This is a genomic window from Paenibacillus wynnii, from assembly GCF_030812855.1.
Taxonomy (GTDB): domain Bacteria; phylum Bacillota; class Bacilli; order Paenibacillales; family Paenibacillaceae; genus Paenibacillus_AQ; species Paenibacillus_AQ wynnii_A.
In genome coordinates, this window is record NZ_JAUSTK010000046.1 from 14,192 (window position 1) to 32,295 (window position 18,104).

Genomic DNA, 18,104 nt, shown 5'->3' on the forward strand with positions numbered 1-18,104 from the left:
ATTATTCCACAGTCTGCGTGCTTCGCGTAGTTAGATGTTACATTTAATTAACAGTATTGTAGCAACTTTGTGTCTTGCTGTCCACCCTAACTTCAATATTACCTTATTGGTGAGCCATCAGTGTATAGATTACCTGTGCACTTTCGGCACGGGTCATCAATCCGGCAGGTACAAATTGATTATTCGATCTTCCCTGAACCAACCCCAGCTCTGCGGCGGAATTCACGTAAGAAGCTGCCCATGCATGGATACTCGAAGCGTCTGAGAAAGTAAGCTGGTTGGCTGTACTCTCCATCTTCTTCCCTTGTTTAGCTTCCAGAGCCCGGACAAGCATAACGGCCATTTCCTCACGGCTGATCGTTGCATTAGGTGCAAACATGTCTTTGCTCCGTCCGTTAACAATACCCAGCTTAATAGCTGTTGCTACATAAGATGAATACCAAGCGTCCGTTGCTATATCGGCGAAGGCTGTCTGACCTTCCGCTTTCACACCGAGAGCTCGAACCAGCATAGCGGTGAATTCCGCACGACTTACATTATTCTTCGGTCTAAATTCTGAAGCTGTAGCTCCATTTACAATTTGCTTCGCAGAGAGTGATTTAATGGCTTCGGATGCCCAATATCCTTCGGGAACATCTTTATACGATTTATCAATCTCTAGTACGGCATACTTACTAAAGTGGGTTACTTCTGCGGTCATGACTTTCCCATTCAAGGTTCCGCCTACATACTCAAGCTTACCATTATCCCCTAAATAGTAGATGCCGATTAAGTCCTTATTCGGATTTCCTTTCAAGTTAAATGAAAGAGTGATCGGTTCCATGAAGCTCGCGGTCAAAACAGTGGTGCCGTCTTTTTTGAGCACACCCAGTTTGAATTCATACACATCAGATACATTGGTAACTTTAGTACCTTCCTTATTCAGTCGGTCCACCAAAGGTTTGGTTTCATTAATCTGAAGAGGATTTGCCTCAAATGAGATTTGGGAACCATCTGCTTCAGCATTGGAGACCGAACCTTGAATCGCACTCAATACCTTGTTAGGAATAGTTACGAGCATATCTCCCATCTTCACTACCAGATCGTTTACTCCGAGCGACATTGCTGCTTGAATTGGCAAAAGCACTATTTTCTTACCTTGGGCAATTTCGACTTCAACCTTACCATTCTTACCTTCCTTCAAGCTTTCGCTATTCACTACCTGAACGTTAGCAGGAGTCGTTGGAGAAGTAGGTACCGACCCTGAATCTCCATTTGGCGTAGCTGCTACAGCAGCCAGAATAACTGTTCCGCCGCTATCCCTGCCTGGCAGATTTACCGTTACCTTTTGTTCATTGGAAACCTTGTAGATGCTGCCGCTATACTCGTCTTTTACAAGAGCATTAGCAGCAAACGGCACCGGAATAGCTACAGATAAAGTATCTGTCTTCGTATTGATAACCGTTACAACATCATCATTTCCGTAATGTTTGTTGAAAGCTAGATATCCGAGCGTATCTGAACCCGCTAGCTTTGTACGTATACCTTTGGAATATACCTTCGAATATTTGGCACGGATATTCAGCAGCTTCTGATAGTGATCATGAAGCCCCTGTTCAGCAGTGAGCTGATCCCATGGCATATCTGCACGGTTCTCACTGAACTCTCCATTAGACATATCCCCGGCATTTTTACCAGAGCGGCCGAGCTCTTCCCCGTAGTAAATTACCGGCTGTCCTTTAGCCGTGATTTGCAGGGAAGCTGCGATCTTCAACTTGCCTTTGTCACCGCCTATAGACTCGGAGAGGAAGCCGTTCTCATCGTGGCTGCTCAGGAACTGGGCCATCATGGTTGTATTATCAATTTTGGATTCACGATCCTGCAGATAAGCATCGATATCATCGATTTTACCATTTGAAAAGTCTCTGGCTTTGTCCTTGAATCCAAAATCCAACAATCCATCCATTTGGCCTGTCTGCAGCAATCCACCGTTGTTATCTACGGTACCACCGAAGTATTCACCCACCATTTTAAAAGCCGGATCAATGGCAGTGAGTGCATTTTTGAATGCCTTCCAAGTTGTATCTTCCACATGCTTGACGGTATCGACGCGGAAATAATCAATGGTGTCTCCACGTTCAGTCCGTGCGTTATTCAGCCAGCCCGTCTGCCAGTTGATAATTTTCTCCCGTACTGCTGGATCTTCGGTCTTGAGATCAGGCAGACCTGCCAATTCACCTTTGATAGGATCTATGTTAGACGCCACGCCATCTGTGCGAAGCATTCCGTCAAAACGTGCTTTGTCTTCAGGAGTGATTGTCGGGCTATTATCTTCCGGCTTCAGACCATAACCGGTGTGATTGAGTACAACGTCAACCATAATTTTAATACCCTTATCATGCGCCTTCTCGATCAGTTCTTTGAAGGTCGTCATGTCACCCAGATGCTCGTCAAGCTTGGTGAAATCTTTTGCCCAATAGCCATGATAGCCATACTGCTTGAAATCAGCCCCTACATTAAAGTCAATGTTATCAACAATCGGCGTGATCCACAGCGTATTAATACCTAGCTTCTGTAAATAATCCAGATTATCTATCATTCCTCTAAAATCTCCGCCGTGATAGGCTTCCAATTGGGTTTTATCGACGTTGTCGTTGTTCGTCGTGTCCCCATCCTTGAACCGATCAGTCAGCGCGAAATAAATGCGAGCCTCATCCCAGTCAAAATCCAGCTTGGATCCGGTATAGGTTCTAGCTTTCACCTCAATCGTTGCGGTCTGTTTATGACTATTCCCATATTGGTCCACAAGTGTAATCGGAATACTCTTGATACCTGCAGCTACAGTAGCCTTCACTGCTATCGTCTGTTTAAGTATCTCTGTATCCAGTTTGACTTTGCTAGGGCCGCCGAGAGCAGTCAGATCCATATAAGCGTCTTTATAGATTACTTTCTCCGTAGAGCTCGCGTTCACCGTAACCGTCGCATTTTGGTTGGATGTAACTGCTTTTGGAGAAACAGTGGCCGTAATTATTACCGATGGATTGTGATATACCATTACGGATGTACCGTTAACGGTGTTTTTCGGATCATTGATCTCATTGGTAACGCCATCTTCAGTAATTAGGAAAGAATATTGGTTGGTCCCTTCTACTGCATGGGTCAGCTGGTAACTGAACCATTGCTTAGCTGAATCGTAAACCATCGGATATTCTGTACCGTTTATCTTCACTTTGGCACTCGTTATAGCTGCCATATTACCACTGCGGAAGAGTACTTCATCCCGGTAAAGGAACGTAATCCCACCGTCCTTCATGACGGGGCCGCTGATGCTCGGCTTAATATCGAGCTCTTTGACCATGCTGGTCACGTAGACTTTGGTGAAGGATTCACCCGGTGTCAACAAAATTTCACGATCTCCCGCATAATCCTGTTTGGCCTTATTCCAGTCCAGCGTATCCCCCGACTTCTTAATGAGCACAAATCCAACCTTCGTCGCCTGATTCGAAACCTCAATCAAAGCGCTTGCTTTTCCTCCTTCAAATTCCGTGAACTTGATCTCATCATCCTTGGCACCAGTAAACCATACCCAAAGACTCCAGTCCGAATAGTTCTTATCCTCACGGAGATAGGTAAACTTCACATAACGTTTACTGTCTACCGGCGCCGCAGTGACTTTAACTGTAACCTTGGATATTTTATCACCATAAGCCATTGTAATAACGGCCGTTCCTGGGGCGACAGCACTTACCAAGCCTTTATCCGTTACCACTGCTACTTCCGGTTTATTGGAGGAATAAGTGGCACTGTTCGTGATATTCTTTCTGCTGTCATCATCGTATTTCGCAAAAACACTTGTCTGATGAGTTGTATTGGTTTGCAGCGCGTAGCTCACACTGTCTGTTTCCAAAGAATTCAATACAACGCCCGCAGCGTCCTTTTGGATAATCACAGCGGTCAATGGATCAAGCGTGATGGTGTTAGACGTAAGGGTGAACCCGGATTTAGTGGCTGTTATCGGCGTAACTCCAGCTTCATCGTTATCCACCAATACCTTGCCGCCGGTCAAATCCTCCGAAAGCGTAAGCGTTCTTGAGACACTGTCTCCATTCATAAAGACATAGTAGTTGCCGGTTCCGTCAGTCGCTTTATTCGTGTAGCCGATCACTAGATCACTTGCCTGGATTTCCGGAGCCGCGATGAGGTTAACATTGGAGTCCACCAGACTCTTGTCGCCAAGCCGGAAAGCATCCGTGGACTTTCTCAGCTCGATGAGGCCCGACGTGTACTTCCTTGTCGTGTTTTGTACAGGGAAATTTACTTCATCGGTTGCTTTGGTCCAATCAAACATGTTGATCGCATCTGACGAATCGTATGAATCGTGAATGAAATAGCCGAACGAATTATCGTTCCCATCCGTAAGCTCTGTATATTTCTCCTCGGGAACACCCTCTGCCTTCCATTGTTTCGTACGTCCATATTCCTGGCCCGCATGCAGGAAGGACGTCCCCTGCGAAGTGAGGACCAGCATATTGCCGAGCCTGATCCGCTTCTGTATTTCCAACTCGTTCTCATCGATTGCCGGATCTTTCTTGATGGATTGCGCAATAACATCGTGCAGCGTCAGATTGTCATGGGCTTCGATATAAGGCACGATGTCGCCCGAATCATCCGCTGAAATATTTGAAGGCTGTCCTTTAATATTGTTCAGAATCGTTGTAATTGAACGCGCACCGCCCGTTATAAATCTCGGTTCACCTTCCGAACCATACCCGGACTTCAATTCATTGCGGAATTCATCGGAGAATACGCCAACACTGTCCGTCTCATCCATCCAGTCCTGGTCTGCGCCTTTACCCGCAAGGGATGGATCAGAAGCGGCACCGCCGAAGGTTCTCCAGCCTTCACCGATAAAAAGCGCCTTCGGGTTGATTTCTGCTGCGGCATCATAGGCGGCCTGTACCGCGTCTGCTGTCGCATCACCCATCATGTCCCAGCGCATGCCGTCTATTTTGTACTCACTGAACCAGTATTTTACGGAGTCCACCATCAGCTTCTCAGCCATCTTATGGTTGGTAGCCAAGTTGTTGCTGAAGCCTCCGATAAAACCTCCGTTTGCATCTTGGAATGCATAGTAATTAGGCACGATATCGTTCAAAAATTCCTTCTTTGCCATGTGGGTATATACGACATCCAAAACGACACCCATCCCGGCTTCATGCACCGCATCGATCAAGCCCTTTAATTCCTTGATCCTTTGCTCTGGATCGGCAGGATTCTCGGAATATGCGCCATCCGGTGAGAAATAGTTATGTGGATCATATCCCCAGTTGTATTCATTGCCTTTTGCCGAATAATCCGACTCTCTTTCACCCATAATCGTCTCATCCCCATAATACCAAGCCATTACAGGAAGCAGTTGAATATGAGTTACACCCAGGGATTTAATATAATCGAGTTTCTTTTCAAAAGCATCATATGAGCCCCATCTTTCGCCCGTTAGGCTGCTTTCAATGGAAGGATCCGATGTAAAATCCCGAACATGGACTTCATAAAGAATGGCATCTTCGCGTTTTTCGTAGCCTGTAATATTTGCGAAGTCAAACGAATCATTAGGGTCAGTTTGACCTAAGTCAACGATAGCCGCCTTACCCACCGTATCTCCATCAGCGCCCGGGGCACCCGTAGTATCCACTGTGAATACGGCCAGAGACTTGGCGTAAGGATCTAGAACCGGCTTCGTAATTCCGTCGTTGGTAACTTCGTATTGATAGTAGTAACCGCGAACATCTGTTACCCCGGTTAAGTCATCAGGCGTAAGATTTACCGACCATACGCCCTGCTCACCTTTAGTTAAATTCACACTGCCTATAGAAACAGCAGCATTATCTTTGTCGTATACACTTGCCACAACAGAGCTTGCTTTCGGAGCCCACAGCTTCAGGGTGGCAGACTTGCTGTCAGCTAAATAGGTAGCCCCGAGGTCATCCCCCGTATAATGGTACATTTCATCTAACATTCTCCACCCGGTAGAAGCAGTTACTGTTTTGCCCGAGTAAGTAACGCTTAGGGGAGCCTTATCCACATCAAATACCGGTGTATCCAATACAAGAGAAGTTGTACTGGCAATGGTTACGGCAGAAACCGGAATATCTGTCCCATCCTTGTCCTTCACAGTGATTTGACTCTTTAGGGCCGTTGCGTCCAGTCCGTCGGTCAAGGTGAAACCCAGCAATATTTTGCTGGTTGATACGACTTCAGCAGAAGTAAGACCCACTGCAACTTCTCCGAAAGGAGAAACATAGATGGTATTATCGCCTTCTTTTACCCATAGCTGCTTGTAACGATCCACTAGGCCAAAGGTTTTATCACCGCCGTCTTTCTCAGCGTTCGTTGGCTTTAATACGATAAAGCCGATTTTTTTGGCGTTTTCTTTTAGGGGAACATCCACATAAGCACCGAAACGGTCACTTTGTTCTGCTGTGAACGGGGTCGCGCCTGAAGACCAATTGGTCGATGGCGAAGCCACATCATCCCACAACCATAGACCATACTGACTATGATTCGTATCTGATCTCATATAATGAATCCGAACGGTATTGGCAGGAAGCACAACCGGTTCGTAAGAGGTAACTTCATTGGATCCTTGTTTGATCCAGATTTCATTCGTTTGGGGAGTGTTGATGGTGAAGAGCTTATCACCTGCATCTTTGTCCTGCGTGACGCGATTTACAACGAGGAAAGAGATTTTCTTAGCAACACTCTTCAGTGCCACATCTACATAGGCTCCATAGGAATCCGTCTGCCCTTCCGGAAAAGGTACTGCACCTGTAGGCCAGCCAGAAGAGGGAGATTCTACATCATCCCACATCCATAGTCCCTGATTCGCATAATCCCCTGCAGTCCGGTTGTAATGAATGCGCATATGTCCTGTCGGAACGGCACTAACTGTATCCTGTGCTACCGTAAGAGTAGGTGATTCCTCTGCACGGATCTTCAACGGAGCAAAGCCGAAACTTGAAAATACTAAAGCAATAATCATACCGATAGCAAATAATCTCTTTCTCCATAAAGCAAAATTCATTCGGTCAAACCTCCCATTATTTTGAATTCCTTTCATGCAAGCGGTTGCAACTTTTTGCATTCTCTCTCGCTAACTTTGGATCGTACCCTCCCTAAAACATTGATGGTCTTTGGAAGAACTCTTTTTAATGGCTATTCATACGTAAAATCTGCAACTCGGCGTCAATCCTGACTGATTGCAGACCTCCCTTCTTCAAAATTCCTTGTTTTCTTTCATAACTCCATCTTTTTTGCGCAAACGTTTGCAATTTAGAGATGAAAGAATCCGTTCACTTTGATTTTTAATTACACAACAAATAATTTGCATAATTAAAATGTTTGGAAGCGCTTGCCATGTGCTGTTTATCATATTAAACCTGCAATCAAAACATTGTCAACAAGTAATTTAATTCGCTTTTTCACAAAAAAAAGGCTAAATGACCCGAAAACCCGATAGAGACAACGTTTGCACAAAGTTGCACAAAACTAATTTCATGTCCGACCTTAACAAGGTATTCAGAATATCTTTAGAATAACCATATGTTTGGCTGAGAAAGGGAAGAACCCTTTTAGATGTAAAAAGACCCCGTCAGCCCTACTTTTTCTTGGTCGAATTACGAATACGACACTAAAAAGTAGGGTGATCGGGCCTCTCTGTGTTAAATTTTAAACTGTACCAGCAAATCCTGAAGCTCCTGAACCATTGAGCTTAATGATTGGGCGGAAGCCGATACCTCTTGCATGGAAGCCATTTGTTGCTCACTTGCTGCTGCTACGCTTTGTGTGGCGTCTGACGCTTCACCTGATATACGGGCTAGATCCTCCATTGTAGCGCTTATCTCCTGAGATCCGGTAGACATTTGCTCGGAGACGGCAGATACCTCTTGGATCTGACTAACCATATGCTGAATATCCGTTACAATGCCGGTAAACGCTGCCCCCGCTTCTTCCACTAGTGCAGTGCTGTTAAAGACCGCTTTTGTGCCAATTGCCACCGATTTCACAGCGGCTTCGGTCTCTCCCTGCATTTCTTCGATAATCTCCTTGACCTTCTCTGCAGATAGCTTTGTTTGCTCGGACAGCTTGCGAATTTCTGAGGCCACTACAGCAAATCCTCTTCCATGTTCACCTGCACGGGCGGCTTCAATTCCAGCGTTCAATGATAGCAGATTAGTCTGTATGCTGATCCCGCTGATAACGTTGATAATGTTGCCTATATCAGCGGATCTGACACGCAGCTGTTCCATGTGTGATGCCGTTATGGAAACGGACCGATTGGCTTCGTTCATATCACTGACTGCCTGCTGGATAATTCCGTTCCCCTCCTGCGCCTGCCGGGAGGTATTGTTCGAAGCATCATACAATGTGGCGGAAGACTCGGAGATACGTTGGATACCCATAGCTAATTCCTCTAGCGACCTAGCGCTTTCTTGGGTTCTAAGAAGCTGATTTTCCGCCCCTGCTGCCACTTCCTGAATGGTATTGGCTATGTCTTCAGCTACCGTGCTTGTCTGCTCGGCGCTAGCCGTCAACTCCTCCGAGGTCGATGCGACATGTAAGGAATTCTCGGATACCTTGGCCATCATTGTATTCAAAAGGCTGCTCGTATGATTCAAATTTTCGGCCATCCTGCCAAACTCGTCCTTCGACTTTACCTCAATAGAATATGTGAAATCACCTTGTGCCAGATGTTCGGCCATCGAATTAACACGGGCCGTATGGGCTGTTAAGTTGCGAGTATACAGTAGAATAACCACGACAATAAGAACGATTCCAATTAAAAGTACAGTTAAAATTTGCAGCATCAATGCATTTATTTGAGTGGTAAGTTCTTGATCCGGCAGGGCAACTGCTAAGATCCAGTCTGTCTGATCTAACTTTGAATAATAGACATGAATGAGCCCTTGGGAGGAATTATAAGTTGAAGCTCCATTACCTTCTTTCAGGATGGTATTTGCTAAAGTAGATATGACGAGATCCGTGTCTTCCTGGAGCTTTTTCTTCATGATTTTATCGGTCTCCGGCCCTGCTAGATAAGTACCGTTCTTGTCGAGCATAAACGCCCAACCTGTGGCTCCTACTTGTGTCTCAGTGACGATTTTCTGCACTGTGTCCAAGTTAATATCACCGGTGGTAACGGCAATAAAACGTTGTTTATCGTCATACACAGGAACGGATGCTGTAACCATCGTTGACTTTGTTGTTTCGTCATAAAAGGGATCCGTGTAACGCACCCCTTTTTGGTTAACAGCAATTTTATACCATTCTTGTGAAGGATAGTCATATTGGGGATCACTATAGGCGTGAGTTACGGTAACTTGGTTCTGATCGTGATACGCATAGGTTGAAGCATACTTCATCTTGTCGTTATACATATTCGGTTCAAAGTAAATGCCTACACCGAAAGTCTCTGAATTGACATCAAGCGTGTTCTTAAAAAGCATGTCATAGTCCTCTAAGCTGAGTTTGTTATAGTGGCTTTGAATCGACTTCGCTATCGTCTCTGGCACTCTCCCATGGGAGGATATCCGCTTCTGGATGCTTTGACTGGTGTTTGCCAGCTGTTCCTTCATACTGTTGCCCGTCTGCTCAAGCAGAAGACTACGGGACTTAAGAATGACAACTGACGAGATGCCCATGACAATGATAAGTAGCAGCGGCAGAATTATAAGAAGGGTTTTGGCTTTGATACTCCTAAGCTGCATGTTGTAAATGCTCCTTTTCCGTGATTAAAATAATAGCTCATAAGTCATATATCGACTTGTTTCGACATTATTATTAATGGTGTTTTCTAACAATCTTTAGATGGTATCATAAAATTAAAGGACAACAGCGGGGTTCGATGAGTTGAAGCAGGATATTAGAGGAAATAACGATTAGCCATTCGCTATTTTAATCAAAAAAAAGGACCTCAGCCATTACTAAGCTGAAGTCCTCATCATTATTCAGGTGAAGAAACTAATATCCTTAGGAAACATAGGGGTTACGCTCTCGTTCAAAACCAATGGTTGTCCGTGAGCCATGTCCCGGATAAACCTTGACCTCATCATCCATCTTGAACAGCTTACCCCGAATGGAGTCGAACAGATCCCTTTCTTTCCCCCCCGGCAGATCGGTGCGGCCTACACCAAGTCTAAACAACACATCTCCAGAAAACAAATCATTTCCACAGAGAAAGCTTACGCTCCCCGGGGAGTGGCCTGGTGTATGGTAGACTCTGAAATCCATTCCAATCAGCTTCAGAGTCTGCCCTTCGGCCAGATCAAACTCCGCAGGATCCGTTGTCAAAAGTGGCGAGACATTGGGCCACATTAACGATCCGTTTAACTTGGGATTGGTAAGCCATTCACTCTCTAGAGCATGTAGATACACAGGACAATTCTTGAGCTTGCGAATTTCATCAACACCACCCATATGATCAAAATGGGCATGTGTCAGCAAAATCGCCTCAATCTCCATCCCTTCGATATTCCGTATCAGTCCTGCGGGATTCATACCGGGATCGATTATGATACCGCGCTTAGGATCTGCTCCGGTCAGGAGATAGGCATTCGTCTGGAGGGGACCGAGATTATAGTTACGAATATTCAGCATGTTATTTTAGAATCCGGAGATCAGACTACGCAGTTCTTGGGCGATAACCGCGTGTGATTCCGTTCCTTCCCCATAGGCTTGCCCCATGGCTTTACGTACTTCAGCAATTTTGCTCTGATAATCAGAAGCTTCACGGTCCGGATTTTCCCGCTTGAATTCATTCATAAGACTCTGAACATGCTCCGGACGCGGACCCCAGTGGCCCAGTACATACCCGCCGGTATCAGCAAAGATAACAATCGGTACTGCGCGGCCCCCCATAGTCAGGAAATTATCCATGACCTCCGGATGATCTTCCAATATGAGCACCTCTGTCTTTATACCAGCCGTCTCCAGAATTCGGAATACTACAGGTACATTACGCACCACATCACCGCACCAATCGGCAGCAAGAATAAGCACACGCAGATCATCCCGATGATTCAGGCTCTCAAAATACTCTCTGTCACTGTCGTCTTCCCAGACAAATTTCTCATACCAGGATTCAAATGCTTGCTGATTCTGGGTCATGCCTTCTACAAATTGACGAGGGGAAAGACCCTGATCAAATTTAGCCGCTACATTGGGCTTCATACTTCACTACCTCTCTTCTTGGATTTGTACCACTTGAACAGGAAGTAAATAATGATCATAGCTAATGCCGCAAGAATAATCTCATGGGTATATTGCGCAGCAACCTCGTCAATATCCTTCCATTTGTCGCCAAGTGTCATACCTAGGTATACAAATAAACAGCTCCATGGAATAACAGCGAGTGTGGTTAATAGTATGAACTTACCAAGCGGCATACGGGAAATACCCGCCGGAACGGAAATCGCGTGGCGAACCACAGGGATAAACCGTGCCGTGAAAATTACGCCTGTACCGTACTTGTTGAACCACTCTTCCGAATGATCGATGTGCTTCTTTTTGATAAAAATATATTTACCGTACCTCTCCAACACAGGCCTTCCGCCATAACGTCCGATCCAGTAAACAAAAACCTGTGCAATCACACCACCGATGGTTCCGAATACAACTGCGCCCACAAAGTTTATTTGTCCATCCCAGACCAAATAACCTCCATATGCCAGTACAATCTCACTCGGAATCACTTCAATCATAAGTCCAATCATAATCCCGAAATAACCAAGGCTCTGAATCCATTCAAACAATTGCGAGATCAGATCAGAAATAAGATGCAATCCAACTCCTCCTCCCGTTTTATCAGAATACGGCATACAATAAAGATGATAGGTAACATGCGCCGTTTCTGCTCTATGTAGCCAGTGTCTCTTCTCTTAGCCTATTCTAGCATATGGGGGGATACGACTTCTACTTTGGGGATGTCCGGGAAATTTCTATCGTTTGAATACCGTATTATGCGATAGCTGAAACAGACGCTCCATCACATGTCTGTTCAGGGAATAGTAGTAACGGTTCTCGGAACGCTCGTAAACGACCATATTCTGATTCAGCAGAAAGGTCATATGATAGGAAATGGTTGCCGGGGTCAATTCCAACAGCTCCGCTAGCTCCTGTCCGTAGCATGACCGCTCGGAGAGGATGCGGATAATTTCAATTCTTTTTTTGTCGGAAAGCACCTTGAAGAAAAGGACGGCCTGTTCTACTGCGGCTCCGCCTTCTTCGACCCTGTCACTGCGGAGTCCCAGCACAAACCAGCGGGGATGGTTCTTTCCTTCCAGCTTGTAGGTGTGCCATCCAATTCCTTTAAAAAAGCTCAAATGCACTACGATTGTGCTGTCAGAACGTTCTTTATTACTATCCGCCAACCCGGATTCTTCCGCAGCTGTATTGAGAAAACGGCTCATAAAAGCCGCTGCGTCGGTATCATACTGGTTCTGAAAATAGGGCCTTCCGTTCTCCAGTACTTCAAGCACTTCGGCCTCAATCGGACCGTAATAGCCGCTGTAGAAGGAACGCAGCAAAAAGACAAACCGCGCATGACTTTCAGTAGGGTGAGCGAGCATTTCCAATACACGCTGTTTGCGTTGTGGATCAGGGAATATCGTCTTCGCAGCAAGGGTACTCATCGCCCTATAATCATCTTGTCTGAGCTTCATTCCGGGGTACACATCTTTGCAAACACTGCCCATCATATCGTCCATTAACGATGCTGGCCCATCACTTTCCAGATGATCAATAACTGCTGCTGTGTCCGTGATGCTGCTATGGCGGAGAATGCTTTTATATATCAGATATCCCAAACCGCTAGGATCAAAGAAATAATTCAGTTCCTGCAGCAGAAACGGTGACATAGGCTCACTGATTTGATCCAGCCATTCCGTCATTTGCTGCTCCGGGGTCATGCCGAAATCGCTTAACATATTCAAAAAATGCTGCTTGGTGCCCAAAGCAAAAAGAGCGTACATCATTTCCATCGGTGGATGTATGGCAAGGATAAGTTTGGAGTTCATATTCAGGGACGCTCCTTCCATATTGTTAATTAACGCCTTAGATGATTATCTAACATTATCTCGATCTCGTCAAAGGAACACTTGACTCACAGGATCATAGAGATTAACATTCGAATTAGATAAACTTCTAATACAGTGAGGTGTATATGATGAGTTCATTTCTAATCTTAGGCGGAGTTTCCTATGATACCATCGTTCCGATGAAGGAATTCCCCAAGGCAGAGCCTGCTACGTTGTACAGTCTGGGCTTTCACGAAACCGTAGGCTCTACAGGTGCGGGAAAAGCCTTGTGCCTGCACAAGCTGGGTGCCGAAACAAACCTTTTGGCTACCGCAGGGGATGACGAACACGGAAATAAAATCAGCCGGTATTTGGCACAGGAAGGCCTCTCCTTCTATCTCGATCACGATCCTACAGGTACCGAACGTCATGTTAATCTAATGGATGAAGAAGGAAGACGGATTTCAATCTTTTTGCATACCTCGTCCGCTGATTCGGAGCTAAATCTGGAGCGGGCGGAAGAACTGATCCTTAGTTGTGATTATGCCGTGCTAAATATCGTCGGATATTGCAAGAAATACATTCCTCTCCTTCAGAAGTATAACAAAGAAATTTGGTGCGATCTCCATGACTATAATGGGGATAATCCTTTTCATTCCGATTTTATTAATGCCGCTCACTACCTTTTTCTGAGCTCTGACAATTTGCCGGATTACCGTCCCCAGATGGAGAAATGGATTAAGGATGGTAAAAAGCTTGTGGTCTGTACTCACGGCAGCCATGGTGCAACTGCCTTAACCGCAGCAGGTCAGTGGCTGGAAATTCCTATTGCCGATCAATATGAGCGCGTGGACAGCAATGGCGCGGGAGATAATTTTTTTGCCGGTTTTCTGTATGCCTACTCCCTGGGTTGTTCACTGGAACAAAGCTTGCAGGCCGCCTCGATTGTGGCAGGATTGTGCATCACCTCAAAGGAACTCGTTGCTGAGGATTTAAGTGCCTTAAAACTGCAGGAGGATTACGAAAAGTATTACGGTAGTAATCTGCTGTAAACACAGATTGAATGATGATGCATCTGGATTATATCTTGGTGCATCATCTTTTTTCGAATCCTGCAGATCGTGCTGAGCATTCCTCATTGACGGGTAGATTACAGTTTGCTATTATACGTTTAGATAATTATCTAACTATCGAAAGGTCGGGTGTACCTTATGAATGAATCCTTTAAAGCCCTTGCCGACCCTACCCGCCGTCAAATTATCCGCCTGCTGCGGGAAAAGGATCGAACGGCTGGTGAAATTGCCGATTACTTCAACATGACGAAACCAAGCATCTCTCATCATCTAAATGCTCTAAAGCATGCAGGCCTCGTTCAGGATGAAAGACAAGGTCAATTTATGCTCTATTCACTTAATACCACTGTACTTGAAGAGGTTCTGGGCTGGTTGTTGGAATTAACCGGTACGGGAAAGTCAGATCATACTGAGTTACTGAAGGATAACAAAAAAAAGAAAAAGGTAGCCGAATCCCTGACGTCTGAGGAGGAATGATGATGAAAAATTTTCAATGGAAATGGCAGGATTCCGTTAGTGTGATCCTAGGCTTAATTACCTTAGTTTATGCGCTAGTCAACTATGACCGCTTGCCTCAGCTGCTTCCGGCCCAGTTTGGTATTACAGGAGAGGTAAATAAATATTGGAATAAGGGCTCTGTAATATCACTATTAGGAGCTTTGGGGGTGTTGCTCCCCGTACTGCTGCAATTCACCCGCAGCATAGATCCGAAAAGAGAAAATTACCGAAAGTTCGAGAACGCTTATGGGATGATTCGTCTAGCTATTTCCTTACTGCTTAATACGGCACTCGCGTTGTCTGTATCCTACGGTTTAGATTATCACTTTCCAGCAGGGAAAATCCTTATAGCTGTACTAGGACTGATGTTCATGGTCATTGGAAATTATTTGCCACAGGTTAAACACAACTATTTTCTAGGGATACGTACACCATGGACGCTGGCATCTCCCGAGGTGTGGCGTAAGACTCACCGCTTTTCCGGGATCCTTTGGGCCATAGCAGGTGTCTTGTTTATACTTGGAGTGTTTATGCCGAAAATTTGGGCGATCACATTTATTATTACAGGACTGTTGCTAAGTATCATCGTACCTCTAGTTTATTCTTGGATTGTATCAAGGCGGATAAGCGCTTAACCAGCGTAGTATTTGATATAAATAAACGCTGATAGGAATGAACTTTTAAGAAACTGAGACTCAAGATTCCAACTTTGGCTACAGCTAGAAGCTTCTAAGTAACTATCACCCAGCCGTAACACTGAGTATCATCAAAGAATCTAACTGTTGGCCTAGGTTAGTTGCTTGATCGGTGAGATGAAAGCTGCGGTCATTATATTCTTTACTACCTGCTCTTCCTGCAAGCAGCTTGTATTCGCGAAGTAATTCCAAACCGGAAGAGGCGCTGAGAAACGCTCCCTTCTTATCTCCTGCTTCCAACCTGCGTTCGCCTAGCAGCAGCATGGCATGTATCGCTATTGTTCTTTTTTTGAAATTATACACATCCAAACGTAGGCTCCTTCGAACCCAATATAATGCAGCCCCCACTCTGTCCTCATGCATCATTAACTCTGCCATATTCCAATTTAGAGCCGGATTCTCAGGTGAATAAATTAAACTGTCTACCAGCACCTTTTTACTCTGCGCTTGGGATAAATCCTCTGAAAGTGCTGCTGCCGCTCGGGGAGACAATGGATTCCTGTGCAATGATTGCTGCAGCAGCAAAATCCTCTCTGCGGGATTAGAAAGAATAACTGCCTTTCGGTACAGTGCGGCAGCTGACTGGGCTCGCCAGGAAATTATGCAAAGTACTGAAGACGAACAACAAATAACCAGTGCAATGATGAGCTTAGAAGAAGTACGGGTAGAAAACTGCCCCCTTCTTTTAGCAATGATGTCTAGCTGGATAGCTGGTAGAGTAGGCTGTGTTTCACGGGTATTGGCAACAGCGAGTGCTGCCAACCAGAATAGGAGGATCCATATCAGTCCATAACTCCAGTCAAAATCGACAGCACCATGGAGCACAATGACTAAAACAGGCGGCAGCAGCCTTGGTGAGGAGACAGCAACCAACCAGCACATCGCAGATAGCATGACAAGTGCGACGACCAAACCAGCAATCCCGAGATTCAGCAGAATATCGAGATAGCCGGAATGGACCTGGCTGCCGACATAAGGATGAGACTGGGCGGCGAGGTACACACTCCGCCAAGTCTCTCCTCCCCGGCCCAGCCAGGGGGCCTCTGCCGCCAGCCGCCAGGCGTCGCGGTAAAGAAGTGCACGCGCGGACACCGTCGCCGACGGTTCGGTGATCCGCGCCTGCACCTGCTGGAGGACGGCGGCTGCGCCAGCCGTCCAACAGAGCGCCGCCAGCCCCAGCGCGGCGGCGCGGCTCCCGCCGGCCATGCTGCGCTGGCGGCGGCACAGCCACAGGCCGGCTAGCAGCGCGCCGGCCCAGAGCCCGGCCAGCGCCAGCAGGCCGGGCAAGGGCTCTACCGCCAACCGCGCAGCGGCTAGTTGGCGGTAGAGCAGCGCCGCGGCAGCCACAGGCGCGGCGCCAGCGGCAAGAAGCGGCGCGAGTTGCAGCCGCTTCAAGGGCAGTACGGCGGCGCAGGCGCAAGCCGCCGCCAGCCAAGCGCCGCGCGACTCGCTGAGCAGCAGAGCGGCGGTGTACGGGAACAGCGGCAGCAGGCGCAGCAGCGCAGCACCTGCCCCGTGTGTTCCTCGGTTCCTCTCTGCACTGCTCCGCTCAGCACCTGTGCTCTCTGAACCACTCAGCTCCGCACCTCGTTTTCCTGTACCACTCTCTTCCGCACCCGTGATCTCTGCACCACTCCGCTCCGCAACTGTGCTCCCCGCGTAATACTCTGACACGGCAAATAACCGTTCCAGCAAAAAAACGGCCATCACCGCCCCGAATGTGTTGGGATATTGGAGTGATCCTGCTAGTCTGGCACCTGTAGCGCTCACACCGGGATTGGCACTGTAAGCTACAAAGTAGGGTAAGTATAGACCTCCGCAAACAGCTACCAGAGCGCTTAGGCTTAGAGCCATTCCGACGATATTCCAAGCTGCAGTAATCATCCAGGCTGAGCCTTTACTCTTCGTGCTTATGTAAGCCAGAACAGCAAATGTGCTGTATAAACTCCAGCGCAGTAACTCATTCATTGTCCCTTGAAAGGATACGGGCTCCCTAAACCAACTTAATGCATAGAGTACAGCTATTAAAAACGGAGCGCTCAACATAGTTATCATAGCTCGGCTTTTGCTCCAATTAAGCGTTCCCGTCAGACTCACAGCTGACTCCTTCGAAATAGACGCAACCAACTTAGCCAAAATAAGAAAAGCCCCAAATATGAACCAACCGCCTGCGAATCCATAAAAATCCTCAGCAAAGAAAAAACCGCGTCGTAAAATGGCAGTTCCTCCGGCTATAATTACTGCTGCTGCAGAAATATACATCACAGCGGTGTTCAAGTAACCTCTCATTTTGTTATTCTCCATTCCCATTTCCCCTGTAGTTTGATATATCCTCCAGTGTTTCCAGCTTTCTCTTAAAACAACAGACTCCTTAAGGCTGGAGATGTGGATCAAACCTAAAGTTTCACCCAAATCACCTTCAACCCCTAAGATTCTCCTGAAATAGCTGTATTTCATACAACTATTTCAGCCAAAATTAGCGGACTGATGCTGTTAGTTGCACTTTATACACTTAAAATTAGGTAAATCGGCTGTTTTCGCTCCTTTCAGCACATATAGCTGCAAAAAGTACAACTAAACCAACACGGCGTGTAAATAAATACGATTTAGTTGCACTTTGTACAACTAAACAAAGAAGAGGGTGACTGAGGGTTACGGTTTACGGTTTGCGGTTTACGGTTTACGGTTTACGGGTTACGGGTTACGGGTTACGGGTTACGGGTTACGGGTTACGGGTTACGGGTTACGGGTTACGGGTTACGGGTTACGGGTTACGGGTTACGGGTTAC

10 protein-coding genes are annotated in these 18,104 nt (G+C 46.4%); 3 read left to right on the forward strand and 7 right to left on the reverse strand.

The annotated features are described in order from the left end of the window. Positions 1-103 precede the first annotated feature (103 nt). The 6 genes from J2T20_RS24760 to J2T20_RS24785 form a co-directional block, all read right to left on the reverse strand. The gene (locus J2T20_RS24760; protein ID WP_307592538.1) at positions 104-7,060 is read right to left on the reverse strand and encodes a pullulanase; all 6,957 of its coding nucleotides are present in this window, start codon (positions 7,058-7,060) and stop codon (positions 104-106) included. A 637-nt stretch (positions 7,061-7,697) separates the two neighbouring features. Further along, on the reverse strand, positions 7,698-9,743 hold the full coding sequence (locus tag J2T20_RS24765) for a methyl-accepting chemotaxis protein (RefSeq protein ID WP_307592540.1): 2,046 nt from the start codon (positions 9,741-9,743) through the stop codon (positions 7,698-7,700). Between the two features lie 262 nt (positions 9,744-10,005). Next, on the reverse strand, positions 10,006-10,632 hold the full coding sequence (locus J2T20_RS24770) for an MBL fold metallo-hydrolase (RefSeq protein ID WP_307592542.1): 627 nt from the start codon (positions 10,630-10,632) through the stop codon (positions 10,006-10,008). Between the two features lie 6 nt (positions 10,633-10,638). Continuing rightward, positions 10,639-11,205 (reverse strand): thioredoxin family protein, encoded by a 567-nt coding sequence (locus tag J2T20_RS24775; RefSeq protein WP_307592544.1) that lies wholly within the window; start codon positions 11,203-11,205, stop codon positions 10,639-10,641. Next, positions 11,202-11,816, reverse strand: a complete 615-nt coding sequence (locus tag J2T20_RS24780) for a DedA family protein (protein ID WP_307592546.1) — start codon at positions 11,814-11,816, stop codon at positions 11,202-11,204. Before J2T20_RS24780 ends, J2T20_RS24775 begins: the two co-directional genes overlap by 4 nt. A 156-nt stretch (positions 11,817-11,972) precedes the next feature. Next, positions 11,973-13,049, reverse strand: a complete 1,077-nt coding sequence (locus J2T20_RS24785; RefSeq protein ID WP_307592548.1) for an ArsR/SmtB family transcription factor — start codon at positions 13,047-13,049, stop codon at positions 11,973-11,975. 146 nt (positions 13,050-13,195) lie between these two features. Between J2T20_RS24785 and J2T20_RS24790 the strand changes: the two genes are divergently transcribed. From J2T20_RS24790 to J2T20_RS24800, 3 genes are all read left to right on the forward strand, one after another. Then, the gene (locus J2T20_RS24790; protein WP_307592550.1) at positions 13,196-14,101 is read left to right on the forward strand and encodes a carbohydrate kinase family protein; all 906 of its coding nucleotides are present in this window, start codon (positions 13,196-13,198) and stop codon (positions 14,099-14,101) included. A 159-nt stretch (positions 14,102-14,260) separates the two neighbouring features. After that, positions 14,261-14,599 (forward strand): autorepressor SdpR family transcription factor, encoded by a 339-nt coding sequence (locus J2T20_RS24795; protein WP_307592552.1) that lies wholly within the window; start codon positions 14,261-14,263, stop codon positions 14,597-14,599. Next, the gene (locus tag J2T20_RS24800) at positions 14,596-15,255 is read left to right on the forward strand and encodes an SdpI family protein (RefSeq protein ID WP_307592554.1); all 660 of its coding nucleotides are present in this window, start codon (positions 14,596-14,598) and stop codon (positions 15,253-15,255) included. Before J2T20_RS24795 ends, J2T20_RS24800 begins: the two co-directional genes overlap by 4 nt. 105 nt (positions 15,256-15,360) lie before the next feature. Here the strand turns inward: J2T20_RS24800 and J2T20_RS24805 are convergent, their stop codons facing one another. Further along, a complete protein-coding gene (locus tag J2T20_RS24805) occupies positions 15,361-17,619 on the reverse strand; it encodes an O-antigen ligase family protein (RefSeq protein WP_307592556.1) in 2,259 nt (752 codons plus the stop codon). Between the last annotated feature and the right edge of the window lie 485 nt (positions 17,620-18,104).

What these genes read in the sequence shown, in the direction of transcription:
- J2T20_RS24790 (WP_307592550.1), top strand. Translation starts at nt 13,196, where the DNA reads ATGATGAGTTCATTTCTAATCTTAGGCGGAGTTTCCTATGATACCATC.
- J2T20_RS24765 (WP_307592540.1), bottom strand. Translation starts at nt 9,743, where the DNA reads ATGCAGCTTAGGAGTATCAAAGCCAAAACCCTTCTTATAATTCTGCCG.
- J2T20_RS24760 (WP_307592538.1), bottom strand. Translation starts at nt 7,060, where the DNA reads ATGAATTTTGCTTTATGGAGAAAGAGATTATTTGCTATCGGTATGATT.
- J2T20_RS24770 (WP_307592542.1), bottom strand. Translation starts at nt 10,632, where the DNA reads ATGCTGAATATTCGTAACTATAATCTCGGTCCCCTCCAGACGAATGCC.
- J2T20_RS24800 (WP_307592554.1), top strand. Translation starts at nt 14,596, where the DNA reads ATGATGATGAAAAATTTTCAATGGAAATGGCAGGATTCCGTTAGTGTG.
- J2T20_RS24785 (WP_307592548.1), bottom strand. Translation starts at nt 13,049, where the DNA reads ATGAACTCCAAACTTATCCTTGCCATACATCCACCGATGGAAATGATG.
- J2T20_RS24795 (WP_307592552.1), top strand. Translation starts at nt 14,261, where the DNA reads ATGAATGAATCCTTTAAAGCCCTTGCCGACCCTACCCGCCGTCAAATT.
- J2T20_RS24805 (WP_307592556.1), bottom strand. Translation starts at nt 17,619, where the DNA reads ATGGAGAATAACAAAATGAGAGGTTACTTGAACACCGCTGTGATGTAT.
- J2T20_RS24775 (WP_307592544.1), bottom strand. Translation starts at nt 11,205, where the DNA reads ATGAAGCCCAATGTAGCGGCTAAATTTGATCAGGGTCTTTCCCCTCGT.